Raw genomic sequence first — 17,147 nt, 5'->3', positions numbered from 1 at the left:
GGGGATTACCTTGCGTTGAGTGCTTCGCGCATCGCGGAGCTGCTGCTGGTTCGCACGCCTTGCGTGGTCACCGCCAAGAGGTTTCGGAGCAACTGGTTTTGCTCTGTCAGCAGCGCATTGCCCTGCTGCACGGCCGTGGTCGTCTCGGCCTGGCCTTTCCCATCCACCACCAGGTCGAACACCGCCCGGCTGAAGTTGTCCGGCAGCGCCTCGATTACGTCAGCCAGCTTGCCCATGCTGGTTCCGTCATCGAGGTCGAGGTTCCCCACCTTCATGCTGTCGATCAATCCGGTGACCTGGCCGTAGAGGCTGTTGTAGTCCTGGCCACTGGCATACAGGTTGCGGCCGAAGCCCAGGGCGGCCTGTGCGGCCGCCTGAGCCGCGCTGCTGTCGCCGCCGGACACTGCGCGCTCCAACTCCCGCATCGTCTCCTGCAGCTTCTCCTGATCGGTCAGCGGCGACAGGTCGCTGATCGACAGCCCGTACTTCATGGCCTTCTTGTCGGCATCGATCTGGGCCTGCAGCTTGCCCATGTTGGTCGCTCGCAGCGCCTCGATTTTGGCCAGGTCTTCCGCCCTGGCGCCGGACAAGCCGAGCGCCTTGGCGTAGTCATTGGCCGCCTTCACCTGCTGGCGGTACGTGCGCTCGATGGTCAGCGCCTGCGACTGGTACTGCGTCAGGTTGCCGGTGAGCAGCTGCGTGGACACGTCGGCCATCAGCGTGGCGTAGTTGCCCAGCAACCCTGTGACCTTCTCGATCTGGGTGGCCAGATCCGTGCCGGCGAGGCCAGCCAAGTCCTGGAAGTAGTCTACCGCCTTGTTGACCTTCTCGATCTCCATGCTGTTGAGCGCCCTACCCAGCTCGTCGGCATCGCCGACGGCCAACGCGATAGATGCGCTCAGCGCGGAGAACACGTCGGCCGATTCAAAGTAGCCGTCGAGTTGGTTGCCGAACCCGGCCGCACGCACTGCCTCGGTGAACAGGCGGTTCTGCATGTCGGCCAGGTAAGACTCCAGCTGCTGCTGTGCCTCGGCAGAATCGGCTGACAGCTGCAACTTGCCCAGACTGACGCGCACCCCGGCGAGCTGCTGAGTCAGGTCAACACCCATCTGCTTGCCCAAGCCCAAGGTTGCACCGCGGATCTGCTGTGCTGCCAGGTCGAACGTACGATTGATGCCAGAATCCAACTCGCCGTATTGGGTCCACTTCTTGTCACTACGGAACCAGCCGCCCTTCTGCTTCACGTCCGCGTAGCTCTGGCCGTCCAGGCCATCGAACCCGTAGGTGCCAGTGAGGCCTTGGCCGGTGACCTTAGGTGCGCTACGCCCGAAGGCTTTGCCGAGCAGCGAGCTGCCAGAGAAGATCGCGGCGGTCTTTCGGCTCATACCCAACGCCCGACCGATGACGTCCAGTGACATGCTGTCCAGCATGACGGGCGTAAGCAGGCCAGCGGAGGCAATATGCCCGCGATTCAGCAGGGCCATCTTGTTCTGATGCTCAAGACCGAAGCCGTCCTTGTAAGCACTGCCGGCCATCTGCATGCCCATCGCGATCAGGGCAGCGTACGGCGCGAATGCCGCGACCGCCCCCAACGCACCCGTTGCCGCACCCGCAGCGCCCGAGGCCGCCCCACCAACTGCGGCAGTGCCGCCTCCCGTGAACGCGGCCACGTTGTTGCCAAAGCCCATCAGAGTGTTGGCACCAGCTCCTGCTGAAGATGCGGCGCCGGCGCCGAATAGCCCCTGCCCCTTCGAGAGCAAGCCGGCGACTGTACCCGCACTCTGGCCACCGCCAGCGGTTCCATTCCCTCCGAAAAGCCCCATCAGGCTCTGCAGGCTGAGTCCCCCACCCTGGCCACCGCTCAGGCCATTGACGATCTGGGTCTGGATCGGGATCACCAGCTTCTGCTGCAGCAGCTGGCGCGCGAGGTCGCGCAGTCCCTGCTTGGCCACGTCCTTCAGGTCATCCCACAGGCCGTTGAAGTCGCGCAGCCCACCGGCAACGAAGTCCGCCATCGCATCGGCAGCATCGCCGACACCGTAGATCACCACGTTGGCCCACGCCTCAACGTTGGCCGCTGCCTCTTCTACCCGCAGCGACAGCGCCGCAGACGCATCAGCGGCGGCCAGCATCGACCGCTCGTATTCTTCGTAGCTCGCCGCTCCCTTGGCTAGTGCCAGGGCTTCCTTGCCGCCGGCGGCCTCGACCGCCTTCTGCAGTTCCTGCCGCATGTCCCGCTCGTTGAGCAGCTGCCGGCGGTAGAGCTCGCGCGCACGGCCGATCTTACCCAGCATGGCCAACTCGCCGTCCATGGTCGCCAGCAAGGCCTCAGGGCTGGCCATAGCCCGATCAACCTCCGCCGCCACCTTGGCGTATTCCATTGCGCTTTGGGCCATCAGCACGTTGGCATCAGCCTGGGCGATGTTGCCCTTGGCCAGCGCGGCGTTGTACTCGGCCATGTTCTGCAGGTGTTTTGCCATCGCCTCGTCGAGCGGACCATTCATCGCCGCCGCCGCCAGCTCAGCCTGCTGGCGATAGCGCTCAAGCGCCTCGGTCGCCGTCTTGTGCTCTTTGATCGCCGCCTTGTCGCCCGCCTTCGCGGCCTGAGCAGCCTTCTGCGCCGCCTCCGTCTGGCGGATCAAGTTCAAGCCCAGCGCGATCTGTTTGTTGTACTCAGCGCGCTGTTCCGCGCTCAGCTTGTCCGCGCCGCCGGCGGCGTTGATCTTCTGGCCAACGTCGACCATGAACGCTGCCTCGGCGCCTTGCTTCAGGCGCACCAGGTTGACGAGCTGGCCGTCGATACTGGACTGCAGGGACTTCAGGTGCTGGTCGATCCCATCAGAAGCGGCCTTGGACGCCACTGCCTGGCGATTCAATGCTGCGGTGGTTGCGTCCGTTTGCCGTTCTGCGTCATTGCTGGTGCCGATGAACGTGCCGAGCAGCTGATTCTGCTGCTCGTACTTCAGGCCCAGCGTGGCGGCTGATGCGGTTTGCTCAACGAACCTGTCGGTAATTCGCTTGGCGGCGGGCGCACCATCCAAGAGTTTGGCGTTGGCATTGGCGAGCTCAGCAGCGAATTGATCTGCGCTGACCTTCCCGGCCTGCAACTGCTCGCGCAGCGCGCGCACCTGCTTTCCATACTCACGAGCGGGGATGCCACCGACCTCGCTGTTCGCTACGCCATACATACGATCAATCGCGCTGGCGATCGCGTCGTAGCCCGCTTGCATTTCCTTCTGCAACCGCAGGATCTCGCCCGCCTGCTGCTGCTTGTTGAGCTCGCGGAACTTCTCGATGGTGTCGTCCATCGTTCCGTTGAAATCGATGAGCGCTCCCTCGGCATCCTTGGTGCTTTCGCGGATCACCCACCAACCGGCCGCTGCGGTGGCGAGTGCAGCAGCGATGCCAACCGGGCCTCCAAGGGCAGCGTAGGCAGATGACAATCCCTGCGCGGCGACGCGGGCGGCGGTCTGTGCCGCGGTGAGACGAACCGTTGCTGGGACCATCCCCATCATGCCAACCGACGCGCGATTGGCGACGACTGCGTTGGTCGCCCAAAGCGTATTGAGGGCAGCAAGCCCCTTCGTCAGCTTCCCGCCGGCGTAGAACACGCCCAAGCCGACGCCGAGCGGGACCGCCGCCGCTGCCACAACGCTGAGGTTCTCAGCAAACGAGTTGACCGCTGCGGTAGCCGCGGCGATCCCGCCGCTCTGTGCCTGGCTACCCAGAAGGTCGTTGAATGACTCCTTCAAGCCGATGAGCGCGCCACCGAGCGTCTCCCGCGCCGCCTTGGCCGCTCCCTCGTATGATTCCTCCATCACTCCCATGACGATGGCCTGCGCCTCGCCTAGCCGTCCGGCCGCCTCCAGCGACGCCAGCATGTCCTTCTGCTGCGCGGTGAACTTGAAGCCTTGCTTGGTCAGCGCAGAAACACCCTCGGCCGGGTATTCCAGCGCCTTGCCGACGGTCTCAGCAGACTGCGTAATGTTCTCGCCCAGACGCACCGACTGATCGATCGCCAGCTGCAGCGCGCGAGGGAAGTTCTCACCGATGATGCCGGTGTAGGACAGCAGCCGCGTCTGCGCATTGACGATCTCGCCCGACGAGTGAATCGTCGCTTTGGCCATCTTGTCAGCCATCTCGACGAGTTGCTTGCTGTTGAAGCCAGCGGCCTGTCCAGTGGACTTCAAAGCCGCGTTCAGCTGTGCCAGCTCGTTCTGGGCGTTCACCGTCTCGGAAATGAACTTGCCGAGCAAAGCGCCACCGCCGATCGCGCCGAAGCCTTTAGCCAAGGTGGCCATGCTCAGATCTATGCTCGTGACAGAGACCTTTGCGTCGCGGGCCGCCTGAGCGAAGCTGTCGGACATCTCGCGCTGCATTTGCCGCATGGCCCGCGCCGACCGATCAGATGCCCGAGCTGCCTTGCCCAAGTCACGCTCAAAGCTGCCCGTTTCGGCGAGCAGGTCAACCGTCAGGGTGTAAAGGGCCATATTCCGTCCATAAAAAAGGCCCGCACATGGCGGGCCTGGTCACAGCGGAGCCTCGAGGGCTACGCGACTATTTGATGTCGAGCTTCCGCCCGATAGCCTCAAGCCATCGAAGCGTCGTTCCCGCTCTGTATACCGCCCAGGAGAGGGCTACAGCCCAAACCGAGCTGATCAGAACTGCAAAGACAACAATGGGATGCCATTCGTAGCTGATGCCCCAGCTCGTTACAGTGGGGATTCGGCCGAAGGCGAAGATTCCAACGCCACCTCCGGCGACAGACAGGAAGAGCATTAGCCTCCCAATATCCTCCAGCGTCGCACCTGCACGGGTTGGCAGCTCATCAAGGGGAGACGGCGGCTCATCGTCAGGCACGTCCACTTTGCTCGTGTGTTCAATCATCCTTGCTTCCTTAGTCAAGAGGCGCGGATTGTCTCACCCGGAAGTCGGCCGACGAAACCGTCATGCAGGAACCTCCTCAAACTCCATGTATCCACTGAAGTATTGCCGGCTGATGTTCTCGGCCGAGGGCAGCTGGGTTGCGTGACCGTACATCGCAGCGCGCGCAGCCAGAACCGGGTCGAACGCCTTGGTCTGGATGTCGCGGTACTGCGGCACCACGCATGCACGCTGGCGCCCAGCCATCGCCATTGCGACCGTCTCCCAGTCCGTTCCGGCCAGGCCACCCTTGCGCACCACCTCAGTCGCGCGGCCCGACAGCGTGGCGGTCAACCGGCGGTATACCGCACCTGCCACGGTGTTCACCTGCCCGCCCTTGGTACGGGTGTGCGTGCTGGCGTCAACCGCCGCCACCGCCCATCCATCCGTGATCCCAACGTCGACCGCGCGGAAGATCGCGATCTCCCCGAGTTCAACGTTGGCAACAGTGGTGTCGATCTCGACCGCCACGCTACTGACCGCGGCTGAGCCGGCCGGGAACAGCCAAGCACATACGGTCCCGGTCGGTAGCCGTATGGTTTTGCCGGTGGCGCCCGCCGCCCGCACGGTGACACCGGCGGGAACGTTGAGGCCCAGCACGGCCACGATACCCGGTACGACAGCTTCGGCCAGGGTGATGTTGACCGACAGCGCACCGGTGCGGGCGATGCGCGCCCGGCGCGCAGGCTTGCCGTCGAACAGCGCCGCTGCGCCGTCTGCCGTCAGCCAGGTCCCACCCACCAACGCCACCGATTGAGTGGCCGGCATTCCATATCCGATCAGCATCTGATCAACCCCACATCGTCAGTACCACGTCACCCGTGGCCGGATTGCGCTCCACGCGACGGACCAACACCGCCCTGCCCTCGTCCAACCCATAGCGCGGGTAAGTCAGCCGGCCGACCTGGCCGGGTTGCGGGGCCAGGCTCTGGTCGCCGCGTACCGTTACCTGATAGAAGAACCGCTGCTGCCGGTACATGCCCACCACCCGGTCGATCTCCGACTGCGCATCGGCTGCATGCCAGAACAGCGACAGCACCGGATCTGCGGCATCCGCCCGGCGGTAGTGTTGGTGGAGAACGCCGCCACCGTAGACCTGCGCGCGGAACAAGCCGGTCAGCTCGTCGCGGCGCGCCTGCGGCACGTCGACCACATCCGTCACAAGGTCCGAGGCAGCCAACGCCTGAGCGTTTGGCCGGTAGGCCATTCGGCGCGTCAGGTTCGGCGCGTCGTCTGGCACCGCCTGCAGATCCTCAGCCAAGTCGTTCTCCGTGAGCTCGAAAGCTGGAGCGCCGGAGAAGGTCTCGGGGGCCACCACCCTGGTGAAGCGCAGCACGCCGGTTGCGTCCTGGTAGCAGGCGGCTCCATAGCTCGGGAGGATGGCATTCATGGCATCCCGACCCGTGATCGCATTGCCCGCGTAGTAGCCCACGCCGGCGTAGCCAGTTGCGGCATCCACCGCGGCGCAGTCGCCGCCCGACCACGACGTTTTGCCGAGACGCCCCATGATGTCGGCGATCGCCTGCTGGAGCGTGGCCGGACGCTGACCTGGCCCAACGCTGGACAGATCGGCGACCACCGGTGTGACCGGTGGCGACTTCATGATCAGCTGCTGCCCGTCGGGCGACAGCGAGAACGTGCCCGGCTCCATGAGGTCACCACGGTCCATCACCGCAGCGGCGTAGACCCTGCCGTCCGAGACGAACATCGCTGTCGCATCCGAGTTGGCGCCCATCGCCGGCACGCTGGCCACCGCCCCGATCACCACCGGTTGCGGCTTCCAAGCCAGAGCGGCGATGTTCGGCATGAACACGCCGCGGTTGATCGTCTCGTCCAGGTCGTCATGGGCATCGCGGAAGTGAACCGTCTTGGTGCCGTCGTCGTTGATCTCAATGCGATCCACGGTGAAGCGGAACACCGCCGAGGTGTCAGCCAGCATGCCGGCGGAGCTGCCCGCGCGGATCTGGACGGGCATCCCCGAGGCGCCGGAAAGTGCTAGGTTGTCGAGCAACCCTTCGGAGTCGAGCACCACGCACTCGGCGGCACTGGTCTGGGTTACAGGGTCGCCGCCCCATGGCCAAAAGTTGATCTCGCTGATCAGGTTCACCCCTTCGGCGATCAACCCCTCGTAGCGGGCGTTGGCGGGCAGGTCGCCCGGTGCGGTCAGCCAGTCCGCGTCGGACAGACGGGTGACGAGCCCCGAGGCCGCGGCCACCTTCCAGCCGGCGAGCGCCGCCGGCCCGCGCGCGTTCCACTGCCCGGCATTCACCACCATGCACAGACCACCAGCCTTGCTTGCAGCCAGAGCGCCGGCAAAGTGCAACGGGCCGGCCAGGGTGATATCGCGCTGATGGATCTGAGTGGCGCCCAGGTAGAACTGCAGGCGCGTCGGCGCGCCGAACAAGACGCGCAACCCAGCGATATCGCCGTGCTTGGCGATGGGCAGGCCGCTGGCGACGGCCGCACCGTTCAGCATCACCCGTCCCGTTCCCAGCTCCCAGCCAATGCCGCCAGCCAAGCCGCCCGGATAGCTGTTGAGCGGCGCCGCCGCAGTAACCACGCCGATCACCGCTTCCATAGGGTCGTCGCCCCATACGGCGATTTCCACGCCCACTGTGCCCGCGCTCTGCGCCACATCCGACTTGGCCATGCGGTGGATGCTGGCCGCGGCAGTGGTGGCGAGCGTGAGGCCGCCATCTCGCGCAGCCAGTAGGGGGCCGATGGGAACCGCCGCGAAGCGCCCGAAGTTGTCAGCCATTGGTCATCCCAGTGAATCGAACCAGTCCTGGGCCTCGTCGTCGTCCGATCGTGGCACCAGCACGTCCATGAACTCCTGCATCCCGCGCTTCGTGCCTCCCTGGCTGTGAGCGGCGAAGGTGAAGGCAGCGAATGCGGCCGGCCTGATGTGCAGCCCCACCGGATCGATGGGGTTTCGTTTGTGGAACTCCCACCACTGCAGGAATTCCTTGCGCGACATGGTTCCGCGCAGCTCGGCCACCGTGCGGTGCAGATGGCCGGCCAGCACATGCCAGAACCAGTCCTCGCCCCGCTGCCTTAGGCGTTTCCCGCGTCGGCCTGGGCGTCAGCAGCCTTGTCGCCGAAGCCCGAGTGCTTCATGGCCACCTGCTGCAGCTCGGCGGCTACCAGCGGCTTCAGCTGCGCCGCCTGGGCGGCCGTCATCACCGACTTGCCGTTCTCGTCGCAGATGGTCGCCGCGATCAGCTTGGCGCGATCGCCGTCCTGGAAGAGCTTGCGGAACTCAGCGTCCGGCAGCTCGCGCACGTGGAACTGCGCCTTGTCGCCGCTGGGCAGCGTGATGGTGTCTGCATGCACGTCCTTGGAGGCGAACATGCCCAGGCTGGTGAAGGCCTGCAGCACGGTCTGTTCGGTGGCGCGCGTATCGGTCGCCGGGGTGTCGTTGGTCTTGCTCATGGGCCGTTTCCTGAAATGGTGGCTGGGCGCGCGGGCCGCGCACGGCTAACACGCGGGGATCCCCGCGCGCCCGGCCAAAGAGATGGCCCGCCGAAGCGGGCCGAAAGAGAGAGAGCGCCGTTGCGCCGGTCAGGGCGCCGGGCGGTGGGTGATCACTGCTCCGGAGCCGCGGATGGTGATGGTCGCCTTCCAGATGTCGTTGTCGGCAACCTGCACAGCGAAGTTCTGCACGAAGCCCTTGAACTGCTTGGAGACGACGTCTTCCGGCGGCGTGATCACGCCATTGACGGCTACGGGCTTTTCCACGCCCTCGGTTTCAGACTTCGGCGCGGTGACCAAGAAGTCCACGACGGCGCCGCTCGTATGCAGCGCCTCGATTTTCTCGTGGTCTACGGCGTCGTAGTTGATTTCGACGGTGGTGCTGCCCGTGGCCTTGCGGCCGGCCACGAACTGATCCCAGTCATCGTCGAAGTCGGAGACGTCGATTTCCGATGCCTGGCCATCGGGGAAGCCAACCGAGCGCAGACGGGTCACCTTGGTGACCTCTGCGAGCGCGGTGGCGATGAACAGCTGGGTGTGTTTGGACTTCAGAACGCCCATTGCGGTTTACCTCTTCTGTGAAGCCCGGTCGCCGGGCACAAAAAAACCGGCTTGCGCCGGCGGTTGGGGTTGCGGTGTTGGGGGCTACCGGATAGCCAGCAGCCGCACGTCGAAGGAAATGCCGAAGGCACCGGTGTCGTCGTCATCAGGCGTGGGGTTGTAGGACTCGATGCTGCCGTGCCGCTCCACCTCGTCGCGGATGGCCACCGCAGCGGCGCTGGCCTGGCTCGCGCCGTCGCCCCATACGGTCAGGCGAACCCGCCAGCCGTCCGCCGGCGGTGGGTCGGAAAGCTGCGCCAGGGGCGAGCCAGCCACGACGCTCCACGTTGCGTAGGGCAGCGCCACGCCCTCGGGCGCCACCTGCGGCCACACGCGAATCGGGTCGCCCAACAGCGCGCGCACAGGGCCGCTGGCTTGAAGGATCGACTGGATCAACGGCACCATCATTTCCACCCCCTCGCCTTCATGAGCTTGTCCATGGCTGCCAGGGTCTCGTCGATGATCACCTGGGCGGCCTGCGGCCCCTTGGCCTCAGCTGCTGGTGTCAGGAATGGCTTGGCTGCCATCTTCTTGGTGCCGAACTCCAGATGGCGCCAGTAGTACGCCCAGCCGCTCTGTTCGTAGAGCTTGCCAGCCCGGCGCTTCCGCCGGTTGCGCTTCGTGTTCGCATACCTAACCCGTTTTCCGGTCCGGACACCGACGGTGTAGTACTCGCCACCGGTGCCCACGCCAGCCTTGCGGCGGTTCTTCGCGTTGGCCCGACGGACGACGATCTGTGTCGCCAGAAACCCGGACGCCCTCGGCACTCGCTGTCGCGCCTCATTTCGGATGATGTTGCCGCCCTTGCGCATTCCTACCTGTAGGGGCTTTCCGCGCACTTCCTGCGGCAGTTCCCGCAAGGACGTCAGCAGCCCGGCCAGGCCACGGATCTGGATTGGCTCAGCCATCTGAGATCCCCGCAACGGCAATGATGGCCAGCTCGCTCCGATCATTGCTGGGAGCGATCGACTTTATGTCAAATGCTCTCCCTCTGAACATGATCCTCCACGCGGGCTCAACCGTCCGAAGCCGAAGGTCGAACCGGACCTGTTCTCGATATCGATCAGCCCCTGCGGCAATCATTTCCGTGGTCGCTGCCAGGTTGTTGGTGGTCTTTGCCCACACGCTGGCTACGGCTTCCCACCGAGAGGCGACGTCGCCACCTAGTGGATCCCGCTCCGTCACCTTTCGCTCGAACCGAATCCGACTTGTCAGCTCACCGTCCTGAAGGCTCATGGCATCATCACCCTGCGGTAGGGGCGGAGAAGTGCCCTTGCACCATGCGGGAGCTCCATCGCCTGCGCGCCGACCACCACATCGGACCGGTTTGCATAAAGGTGGCCCATCGTAAGCAAGATCGCTGAACGGATGCTCGGGTTCACCACGACTCCATTCACGCATCTCCCGACATCAGCAAAGGCTTCCTGATACACGACGCGCGCAAGGCGAATTGCCGCTGATCGCTCCTCGGCGTCCTGGATGAACATCGCTGCCGCCAGCGCGCTGTCGCGGGAGGACGCAGCGGCGCCCACTGCGGCGGGGTACTCCATGCGATCGGCGTCGAGAGCGTCCTTGCTCTCATAGATACGCCGGTTCAGATACGCTTGCGCGGCGTCCTGCGCGCCGTCCATCGCAGACTGAAGCTGCTCGACCGGGTAGTCATCCTCCACCCGGACATGCGCCCGAGCTTGCTCGATCGAAATCAGGCTCATTTGTCAGTCCTTCCGGGCCTCGTTGAGCGCCGCAGTGAGCTTGTCCACGCCCCAGCGCTTGTCAAAGGCAACACCAGCCGCCTCCAACTGCTGGATCAGTTCACCCTTCTCAGCTGCCGGCGTGGTGTTACCTGCATCGCCAGTGCCGGCGGCCGCGGGCTCGCTGCTGGTCGCTGCTTCCTTGGCCTCTGCCTCGGCGTTCAGCTGCTGGATGGATACGCCGATTGCCTGCTCCCGCTGGTCTTCAGCCAAGGCGTTCCAGGCCTCTGCCGTAAGGCCCGACGCCGTGTGAGCGTGGCTGACCACATCTTCCACGCCCGCAGTGACGCCATCGGCCAACGGCACCTGGTCTGGGAGGGTGTTGGACCCCGCCAAGCTGGACGTGAGCAGTGGGGCGGCTGCCAGGGATAGCGCACCGACAGACAGTGCGCCGGCTTCCAGCTCGGCCGGGCACGCCTCGCCAACGGCGAACTGGACCGGATAGATCTCGCCCGCCCGCACACCACGGAAAGGCTTGATGAACTTTGCCATTGCTGAACCTCGATCATGGCTGGGGCCGGGTGGCGCGACACCACCCGGCAGGTTGACGATCAGGCCGCAGCCGCGATCTTGAGGGCGCGCATCGGCTCGGGGTTGTGCACACCGCCGCCCACACGCTTGGTCGTGTAGAACATGACGTAGGGCTTGTTGGTGTAGGGATCGCGCAGCACGCGCACGCCCTTGCGGTCGTACACGGTGTAGGTCTGCTTGAAGTCACCGAACAGCATGGCAATCGCGTTTGCCGCAACGTCCGGCGTGGCCGCCACGTCCTGCACGGCGAAGCCGGCCAGGGTGGACGGCTGACCGGCTACCAGCGACGGCTGCCACAGGTAGTTGCCCTGCGCGTCCTTCAGCTTGCGCACCACGCCTTGGGTCTTGCGGTTCATGGCGAACTTGGCGCCACCGGTGAAGGCTGACGGCAGGTCGTAAACCAGGTCCAGGATGCTGTCGCCATTGATGCCGGCGGCAACACCGCTGTTCACGGCCTTGATGGCGCCGAACGGGTGCTTGGCGGCGTTGGCGCCACCTTCCACGTAGGTCAGGATGCCGAACGGCTTGTTGACGCCATTGCCGGAGAAGAACGCATCACCTTCCTGCCTGGCGAACTCCAGCTCCACCTCGCCGGCCAGCCATGCTTCCAGGTCGATCTCGGCATCGTCCAGCAGCTGCTGGGTTGCGGCCGGATTGGCGTAGATCTCGCCCCAGCCAAAGCTGAGCGGGCGCAGCTTTGAGGTCGCGGTCTCCGGGCGGTCGTCTTCTTCGCCGACCCAGCCCGAGGACGTGCCGCCGGTGTTGTAGAGCTTGGTCAAGCCGGCACCCGAACAGGGCTGCACGTTGGCCAGCTGCCGCATGTCCGAGACGATGACCAGGCGGTCGGTGATCGAGCGGTCCCATTCGACCGGTGCCAGGTAGCCGCCTTCGTCGGCCGCGCCCTTGTTGAGGGCAGCCTGCACTTCACCCTTGCGGAAGTGAGCACGGAACGACTCGGTGTACTCGGCATCGGCCACGTCGCTGGCGGCGCCACCACCGCCCATCTGGAACGCGGCCATCTGGGTGTTGGCCTGGTCGACCGCAGCCTGCAGACGCGTGATATCGGCGTTGATGTTGTCGACCTTCAGGGCCTGCAATGCATCGGCATTGCCCTTCTTGATCTCGTCCAACTGCTTGTTGTGCTCGGCCTTGAAGTCGGCGAATGCCTTGTTCAGGCTCTCCACCAGCGCCTTCACGTCGGGCTGGCTGCCACCATCTGCGTGCACGGAAACGAGGCCACGCGGAACGCGGCCGTGGGTCATCTTGGTCATTTGTTGGCCTCTTAGGCGTTGATGTTGTCGAGAAGGCCCTGCAACAGGGCCGTGGTTTCGTTTCCGCCAGCGCTCGGCATGGCAGGGTCGGCAGCGCTCGGCTTGCCGTTGAACAGGGACTTCAAGGTGTCGCGGCGCATTGAGCGCGAGTGGCCGGCCTTGGCCATTGCAGCCTCGACCAGCGCGAGCGCCTTTCGCCCCCCGCCCGCTTGCGTAGCACCCTTCGTAGCTGCAGCGCCATCGAGCAAGCCGTCGGCGAAGCCGTCTTCCACCGCCTGCGCTGCGCCGATCCACGTTTCCTCGTCCATCATCCGCGCCGCTTCGGCTACTGTGATGCCGGAGCGAGCTGCGTAGACGTTCGCCATCGCCGCGTCGAAAGGCTCCAGCAGCTTAGCGGCGTCGGCCATATCGTGCCGGTTGCCGATCGCTACCGCCCAAGCGTTATGGATCATCAGGAATGCGCCATCACCCATCAGGATCTCGTCGGCGGCCATGGCAATCACCGAAGCTGCCGAAGCGGCCAGGCCCATGACCTGAACCGTGACGCGGCCCTTGTGTTCCCGCAGCAGGTTGTAGATCGCTACCCCTTCGAAGAAGTCACCCCCCGGCGAGTTGACGTTCACTACAACGTCCCGATCACCTATTGAGCGAAGGGCCGCGCTGATTCGCTTGGCCGTCACGCCCGTGCCCTCCCAGTTCTCGCCGATCGAGTCGTAGATCGAGATGCTGTTGTCGCCGGAGCTGGCGGCCCTGACCTCGGGCTCCCAGCGCTCCAAGGCATCAGGGCGCATGTCGAACTGGGCAGCGCCCAGCCTGCGCTCGGCGCGGATTTCAGGCAGCTGCCGGAGGCTCATTGCTTTTTCCCTTCTGTGTCATGGGGTTGATCAAGTCGTTGGTGCCAGCCTGATCCGATTCGGGATAGTCCAGCAGGTCTCGGATCTCGTTCTGCGTGTGCCAGGGCTTTGTGCCACCAGACCCCAGCGCTTTGGCGAAGAAGTCCGCCTGATCTTTCAGGGTGCCGCGCATCAAGGCGCGGACGTTGAACTTGGGCTGGTAGCGCTCAAGGTCGCGCTCGGCGATCAGTGCTCGCGCGATAGCCTGTTCCCAGTTCGTAAAGTGCTCGAGCATCGTGTACTGCAGGAAGAAGATGCCGAGTTGCTCGATGCCACTGCCCCAGCTGGTGTCGTCCAGGAACAGAAGCGGTCGGGGCACGCCGAACAGACGGGCGACCTCTTCGACCTGGGCATTGCGGTTCTCGACGTGCTGCGCCTCCTGGGCGGTACTTCCGAACTTGTTGGCCTTGCCGCCCTCCTCCAACAGCATCCACTTCTGCGCGGCGCTGGCACCTGCGTACTCGGTGTCGAGTGACGCCCGCATACGTGCGTACGCTTCATCGCTGAGAGCAGCTGGAACCTCAATGGCGCCACCGGCCATGTTTCCCGTTTCGAAGATCCGGCTGGCTGCCCTCTCTGCGTCCAGCGCCAGGCGAATGGCCCGGTCTGCGAGCTTCATCCGAGACAGGCTGGTCACGCCATCCACAGAAATGTCGCGAACGTGCAGCACTTCCTCTTGCTTAAGGATCACCTCGCCGCGCTTCTTGCTGTTGTAGCGATAGACCATGCGCCAATCGTCGCCAAGGTCCGCATCGACGGCGGTGGATTCCAGCGGAATCAGATGGATCGGCCGACCGGCTGACCACACGATTCGGGCGTAGGCGTCGCCATGCCTTTGCCGCGCCAGCTCCATCTGCCGCTTGAACTCGATCGGCGTCTGCCAGGGGTTCGGCTTGAGCCGCAACAATCGGTGCGCCGGGTGCTCGGTGGCTACGCGTTTCGCCGGGCCAGCTTCAATCACGTTCAACGGCAGCATGCCCACAGTGCCGCAGATCAGTGACACGCAGCGCAATACAGCCATGTTCCGTAGCTGGTAGCCACCGCTGCCCTGCCCGCCAGCAGCACGCATGAACTCGAGCAGCGCGGGATTATCCATTCCCTTGAACTGCCCGGCTTCAGCGCGCGCGTTGAGCGGTGGCGCGGATGCCTCGGCGAGGGGATTCCAGAACCGGTCCAGCGACTGGAGCTGGGCTTCGTTGAACCTGGACATTGCGTTCCTTATAAGAATCTGATGCCACGCCGCTCATACACGGAGGCAGGTTTGACCGCTGAGTGGGCAGATCCGAAGGCCATCACGAGGGCCACTGCGGCATCGATCTTGTTTACCGAACGGGCCTTTGAGAGCCAGCGGTTTTCCCACTTGTCGCACTCGATCACGGCCGACATGATTGCCGAGACCAACACTGGGTTGCCGCGGATGCGGACGCGGCCTTCTAGCAGAGCCTCTTCGAAGAGGCGGACCGACCCAGGCATCCATAGGCCCTCCGGCGGCGGCTTCTTCGCGGCGGCCGCGGCCTTCACGGCCTCTTCGGGCGGCTTGCCCTTCTTCAGACCGCCCTGCGGGTGCTCAACGAACGAAATCGAAAGACCTAGGTCATTGACTTCCTCCTCGAACTTGCGGAATGCATACCGGTCGTAAGCGACCTGCACGATTTCGTAGTCCCGGTCGTACTCGGCCAACGTCTGGGCGACGTGGCGAAAGCTGATCGTCTGGCCCTTGGGGCCGTAGAGGTGGCCATTCCTGATCCAAGTGCTGTAAGGCAGCTTGTCCCGTAGCTCCCGCGCTTTGACCGTGTCGCCTGGCGTCCATGCTTCAACCCATGCATCGAACGTCGGCTTGCTCACCACCTTCTTTTTTCCCTCGACCTCCACCGTCACTTCAGTGGTGCCCGTCTCGACTACAGCGCCAAGAGCGGTGATGTCGCGGTTCTGCGAGAGATCAAGCCCCAGGTGAACCTTGGCCCCGTGGTGATCCGCCGGGTCGAATTCCTGCAGAGAGGGTTCGACTGTGTCGCGGCTCATCCACGCCTGGTCCGCGTCGGTCCACATGCAGAAATTGAGGCGCAGAATCTCGTTCAGCTTGCTCGGGATCTGCTTGGCCTGGCTCACGCGGCCCGCCAAGTACTCCTCGGTGATGGTGATCCCCAACATGGGGTTCGCCTTCAACCAGCAGCGTGGATCCTCCAGCGGGTCATCGCCCTCGTCCAGACCGCAGACGAAGGAAAAGGTCTTGTCGTCGATCACCTCGCCAACGAAGCTCGGATCGGTAACCGCTTCGTGGCTCCCAGCAGCCACCTTTACCGCGTGCTCGTGTTCCGCCCATGCAACGCTATTCCGGTCGCTGCCGGAGTTGGTGATCATGAACAACAACGGAGAGCGGCGAAACTTGAAGCCGTTCTCCATCATTTCGATGATCCGCCCATCCGCCATCTCATGCACTTCGTCGGCCAGCACGAAATGCGGGCGGTAGCCGGAGCCGGTTTTGCCGACGTCTCTGGACGCAGGTCGGAAGTAGCTCTGCGACTTGTGGTGCGCGATGTTGTATTCCTTGCCCTCGCCGCCGGAGAACTGCAGGCGCTTCTTGAGCGCGGGCGATGCCTTTACCATCTTGACCGCATCGCGGAACAGAATTCCTGCCTGATCCTTGTGTGACGCCACTGCGTAGACCTGGGCGCCTGCCTCTTGGTCTGCACACAGACCGATAAGCGCTATGCCGCCGGCCATAGGTGATTTGCCGTTCCCCTTGCCTTCCTCGATGTAGGCACGCCGGAATCGACGTTCTCCATCAGCCTGCTTCCATCCGAACAAGCTCCCGATCTTGAAGGCCTGGCTGGGGTGAAGCTGGAAGGGCTTACCTTCGAACTGGCCCTCGCTGAGGCGTAACACCTCTTCGAAGAAGGCAATTTTCTTATCGGCCGCCTCGCGGTCAAAGTAAAGTCCGCGCTCGCCCGCTTCCTCCAGGTCCTTGAGATGGCGACGACATGCGTTCCGAACGTGGGGTCCAGCAACCACCTTCCCAGATACCACCGCGAGCGGGTACTCGCTGGTGCGGCAGTTAGAAATGTTTGTCGTCCGGGTCTTCGTCTTCGCCGTTGCCATGGTGTACTTTCGTCTCGTCGACCGGCGTTGCTCCCAACTTGGAGAGCAGCGACCCAAGTGCCTGCATAGCCGACACCCCCATCACGGGATCTGTTTCCATCCGCGCGCCGAGGATGCAGACCTGACGCAGGAGCAATCGATGGCCGGCATGCAGCCAGGGCATGTTTTCCACCTGCTCCTTCCAGACGGCGACCTGCTGCTTGGTCATCCCCTTGTATGGAGGACCGATTGCCTTCGTGGCCTTTGGGGTCTTCCGGTTTTGGTGCCTTTTCGGGTTTTTCGCCGCAGCGCCAGACACTGCCGCCTTGGCCGCCGGCGTTCGCGGGTTTGCCATCAATCCCCACCCTCAGGGGGTCGTCTTTCCAACTGTGGATGCGCGAAGAAAGGAGGGGGCACGTATCGCCGGGCATTCCGCTCAGACTTTTCGGCCCCCCCACCCTCGGCCTGCCTTCGGGCTGTGGATAACTTCCGTCCCGCCGATGTCGGCCGCGGTCGCCCGTAGCCGTCTCAGTGGCCACCCATCCTCGTCACAGCCGATGACCGTGTGCGCGGCATTACCGAAGCCACCGTCCTCGCGTGCGGTCTTGCGGCTATGACAGCCGATGCAC

The 17,147-nt window shown here is 64.3% G+C and carries 17 protein-coding genes; all 17 read right to left on the bottom strand.

Annotated features, from left to right (window positions below; all coding sequences use genetic code 11):
* Positions 1-5: 5 nt before the first annotated feature.
* Positions 6-4,490: a tape measure protein gene (locus AC07WC_RS15725; RefSeq protein WP_495210827.1), complete on the bottom strand. Its 4,485-nt coding sequence runs from the start codon at positions 4,488-4,490 to the stop codon at positions 6-8.
* Between the two features lie 67 nt (positions 4,491-4,557).
* Positions 4,558-4,887 (bottom strand): hypothetical protein, encoded by a 330-nt coding sequence (locus tag AC07WC_RS15720; RefSeq protein WP_495210826.1) that lies wholly within the window; start codon positions 4,885-4,887, stop codon positions 4,558-4,560.
* 60 nt (positions 4,888-4,947) lie between these two features.
* Positions 4,948-5,709: a hypothetical protein gene (locus AC07WC_RS15715; protein WP_495210825.1), complete on the bottom strand. Its 762-nt coding sequence runs from the start codon at positions 5,707-5,709 to the stop codon at positions 4,948-4,950.
* A gap of 4 nt (positions 5,710-5,713) precedes the next feature.
* Positions 5,714-7,681 (bottom strand): hypothetical protein, encoded by a 1,968-nt coding sequence (locus AC07WC_RS15710; RefSeq protein WP_495210824.1) that lies wholly within the window; start codon positions 7,679-7,681, stop codon positions 5,714-5,716.
* Between the two features lie 3 nt (positions 7,682-7,684).
* Entirely contained in the window at positions 7,685-7,948 is a 264-nt protein-coding gene (locus AC07WC_RS15705; protein WP_495210823.1) for a hypothetical protein, read from the bottom strand.
* A gap of 29 nt (positions 7,949-7,977) precedes the next feature.
* Positions 7,978-8,355 (bottom strand): phage tail assembly chaperone family protein, TAC, encoded by a 378-nt coding sequence (locus AC07WC_RS15700; protein ID WP_495210822.1) that lies wholly within the window; start codon positions 8,353-8,355, stop codon positions 7,978-7,980.
* A 129-nt stretch (positions 8,356-8,484) separates the two neighbouring features.
* Entirely contained in the window at positions 8,485-8,955 is a 471-nt protein-coding gene (locus AC07WC_RS15695) for a phage tail tube protein (protein WP_495210821.1), read from the bottom strand.
* Positions 8,956-9,039: 84 nt separating this feature from the next.
* Positions 9,040-9,399, bottom strand: coding sequence for a tail completion protein gp17 (gp17, locus tag AC07WC_RS15690; RefSeq protein WP_495210820.1), 360 nt, complete (start codon positions 9,397-9,399; stop codon positions 9,040-9,042).
* Positions 9,399-9,902, bottom strand: a complete 504-nt coding sequence (locus AC07WC_RS15685) for an HK97-gp10 family putative phage morphogenesis protein (RefSeq protein ID WP_495210819.1) — start codon at positions 9,900-9,902, stop codon at positions 9,399-9,401. Before AC07WC_RS15685 ends, gp17 begins: the two co-directional genes overlap by 1 nt.
* Entirely contained in the window at positions 9,895-10,230 is a 336-nt protein-coding gene (locus AC07WC_RS15680) for a phage head closure protein (RefSeq protein WP_495210818.1), read from the bottom strand. The genes AC07WC_RS15685 and AC07WC_RS15680 overlap by 8 nt, the downstream gene beginning before the upstream one ends.
* Entirely contained in the window at positions 10,227-10,706 is a 480-nt protein-coding gene (locus tag AC07WC_RS15675) for a head-tail connector protein (protein WP_495210817.1), read from the bottom strand. The genes AC07WC_RS15680 and AC07WC_RS15675 overlap by 4 nt, the downstream gene beginning before the upstream one ends.
* Before the next feature lie 3 nt (positions 10,707-10,709).
* The gene (locus AC07WC_RS15670; RefSeq protein ID WP_495210816.1) at positions 10,710-11,237 is read right to left on the bottom strand and encodes a hypothetical protein; all 528 of its coding nucleotides are present in this window, start codon (positions 11,235-11,237) and stop codon (positions 10,710-10,712) included.
* 59 nt (positions 11,238-11,296) lie between these two features.
* A complete protein-coding gene (locus AC07WC_RS15665) occupies positions 11,297-12,547 on the bottom strand; it encodes a phage major capsid protein (RefSeq protein ID WP_495210815.1) in 1,251 nt (416 codons plus the stop codon).
* A gap of 11 nt (positions 12,548-12,558) precedes the next feature.
* Complete coding sequence (locus AC07WC_RS15660) at positions 12,559-13,401, bottom strand: head maturation protease, ClpP-related (protein ID WP_495210814.1); 843 nt, start codon at positions 13,399-13,401, stop codon at positions 12,559-12,561.
* Positions 13,379-14,650 carry a phage portal protein gene (locus AC07WC_RS15655; RefSeq protein WP_495210813.1) on the bottom strand — a complete coding sequence of 424 codons (1,272 nt, stop codon included), beginning with the start codon at positions 14,648-14,650 and terminating at the stop codon, positions 13,379-13,381. The genes AC07WC_RS15660 and AC07WC_RS15655 overlap by 23 nt, the downstream gene beginning before the upstream one ends.
* 8 nt (positions 14,651-14,658) lie before the next feature.
* Positions 14,659-16,539 carry a terminase large subunit gene (locus AC07WC_RS15650; RefSeq protein ID WP_495210812.1) on the bottom strand — a complete coding sequence of 627 codons (1,881 nt, stop codon included), beginning with the start codon at positions 16,537-16,539 and terminating at the stop codon, positions 14,659-14,661.
* Complete coding sequence (locus AC07WC_RS15645) at positions 16,496-16,747, bottom strand: hypothetical protein (protein ID WP_495210811.1); 252 nt, start codon at positions 16,745-16,747, stop codon at positions 16,496-16,498. Before AC07WC_RS15645 ends, AC07WC_RS15650 begins: the two co-directional genes overlap by 44 nt.
* Between the last annotated feature and the right edge of the window lie 400 nt (positions 16,748-17,147).

It is taken from the genome of Stenotrophomonas sp. GW821-FHT01H02A (assembly GCF_059422145.1).
This window is presented reverse-complemented; position numbering and strand designations above follow the sequence as displayed.

Bases quoted from the DNA above. Each gene is read 5' to 3' on its own strand.
- AC07WC_RS15725 (WP_495210827.1), bottom strand. From the start codon at position 4,490: ATGGCCCTTTACACCCTGACGGTTGACCTGCTCGCCGAAACGGGCAGC.
- AC07WC_RS15720 (WP_495210826.1), bottom strand. From the start codon at position 4,887: ATGATTGAACACACGAGCAAAGTGGACGTGCCTGACGATGAGCCGCCG.
- AC07WC_RS15715 (WP_495210825.1), bottom strand. From the start codon at position 5,709: ATGCTGATCGGATATGGAATGCCGGCCACTCAATCGGTGGCGTTGGTG.
- AC07WC_RS15710 (WP_495210824.1), bottom strand. From the start codon at position 7,681: ATGGCTGACAACTTCGGGCGCTTCGCGGCGGTTCCCATCGGCCCCCTA.
- AC07WC_RS15700 (WP_495210822.1), bottom strand. From the start codon at position 8,355: ATGAGCAAGACCAACGACACCCCGGCGACCGATACGCGCGCCACCGAA.
- AC07WC_RS15695 (WP_495210821.1), bottom strand. From the start codon at position 8,955: ATGGGCGTTCTGAAGTCCAAACACACCCAGCTGTTCATCGCCACCGCG.
- gp17 (WP_495210820.1), bottom strand. From the start codon at position 9,399: ATGGTGCCGTTGATCCAGTCGATCCTTCAAGCCAGCGGCCCTGTGCGC.
- AC07WC_RS15685 (WP_495210819.1), bottom strand. From the start codon at position 9,902: ATGGCTGAGCCAATCCAGATCCGTGGCCTGGCCGGGCTGCTGACGTCC.
- AC07WC_RS15680 (WP_495210818.1), bottom strand. From the start codon at position 10,230: ATGAGCCTTCAGGACGGTGAGCTGACAAGTCGGATTCGGTTCGAGCGA.
- AC07WC_RS15675 (WP_495210817.1), bottom strand. From the start codon at position 10,706: ATGAGCCTGATTTCGATCGAGCAAGCTCGGGCGCATGTCCGGGTGGAG.
- AC07WC_RS15670 (WP_495210816.1), bottom strand. From the start codon at position 11,237: ATGGCAAAGTTCATCAAGCCTTTCCGTGGTGTGCGGGCGGGCGAGATC.
- AC07WC_RS15665 (WP_495210815.1), bottom strand. From the start codon at position 12,547: ATGACCAAGATGACCCACGGCCGCGTTCCGCGTGGCCTCGTTTCCGTG.
- AC07WC_RS15660 (WP_495210814.1), bottom strand. From the start codon at position 13,401: ATGAGCCTCCGGCAGCTGCCTGAAATCCGCGCCGAGCGCAGGCTGGGC.
- AC07WC_RS15655 (WP_495210813.1), bottom strand. From the start codon at position 14,650: ATGTCCAGGTTCAACGAAGCCCAGCTCCAGTCGCTGGACCGGTTCTGG.
- AC07WC_RS15650 (WP_495210812.1), bottom strand. From the start codon at position 16,539: ATGGCAACGGCGAAGACGAAGACCCGGACGACAAACATTTCTAACTGC.
- AC07WC_RS15645 (WP_495210811.1), bottom strand. From the start codon at position 16,747: ATGACCAAGCAGCAGGTCGCCGTCTGGAAGGAGCAGGTGGAAAACATG.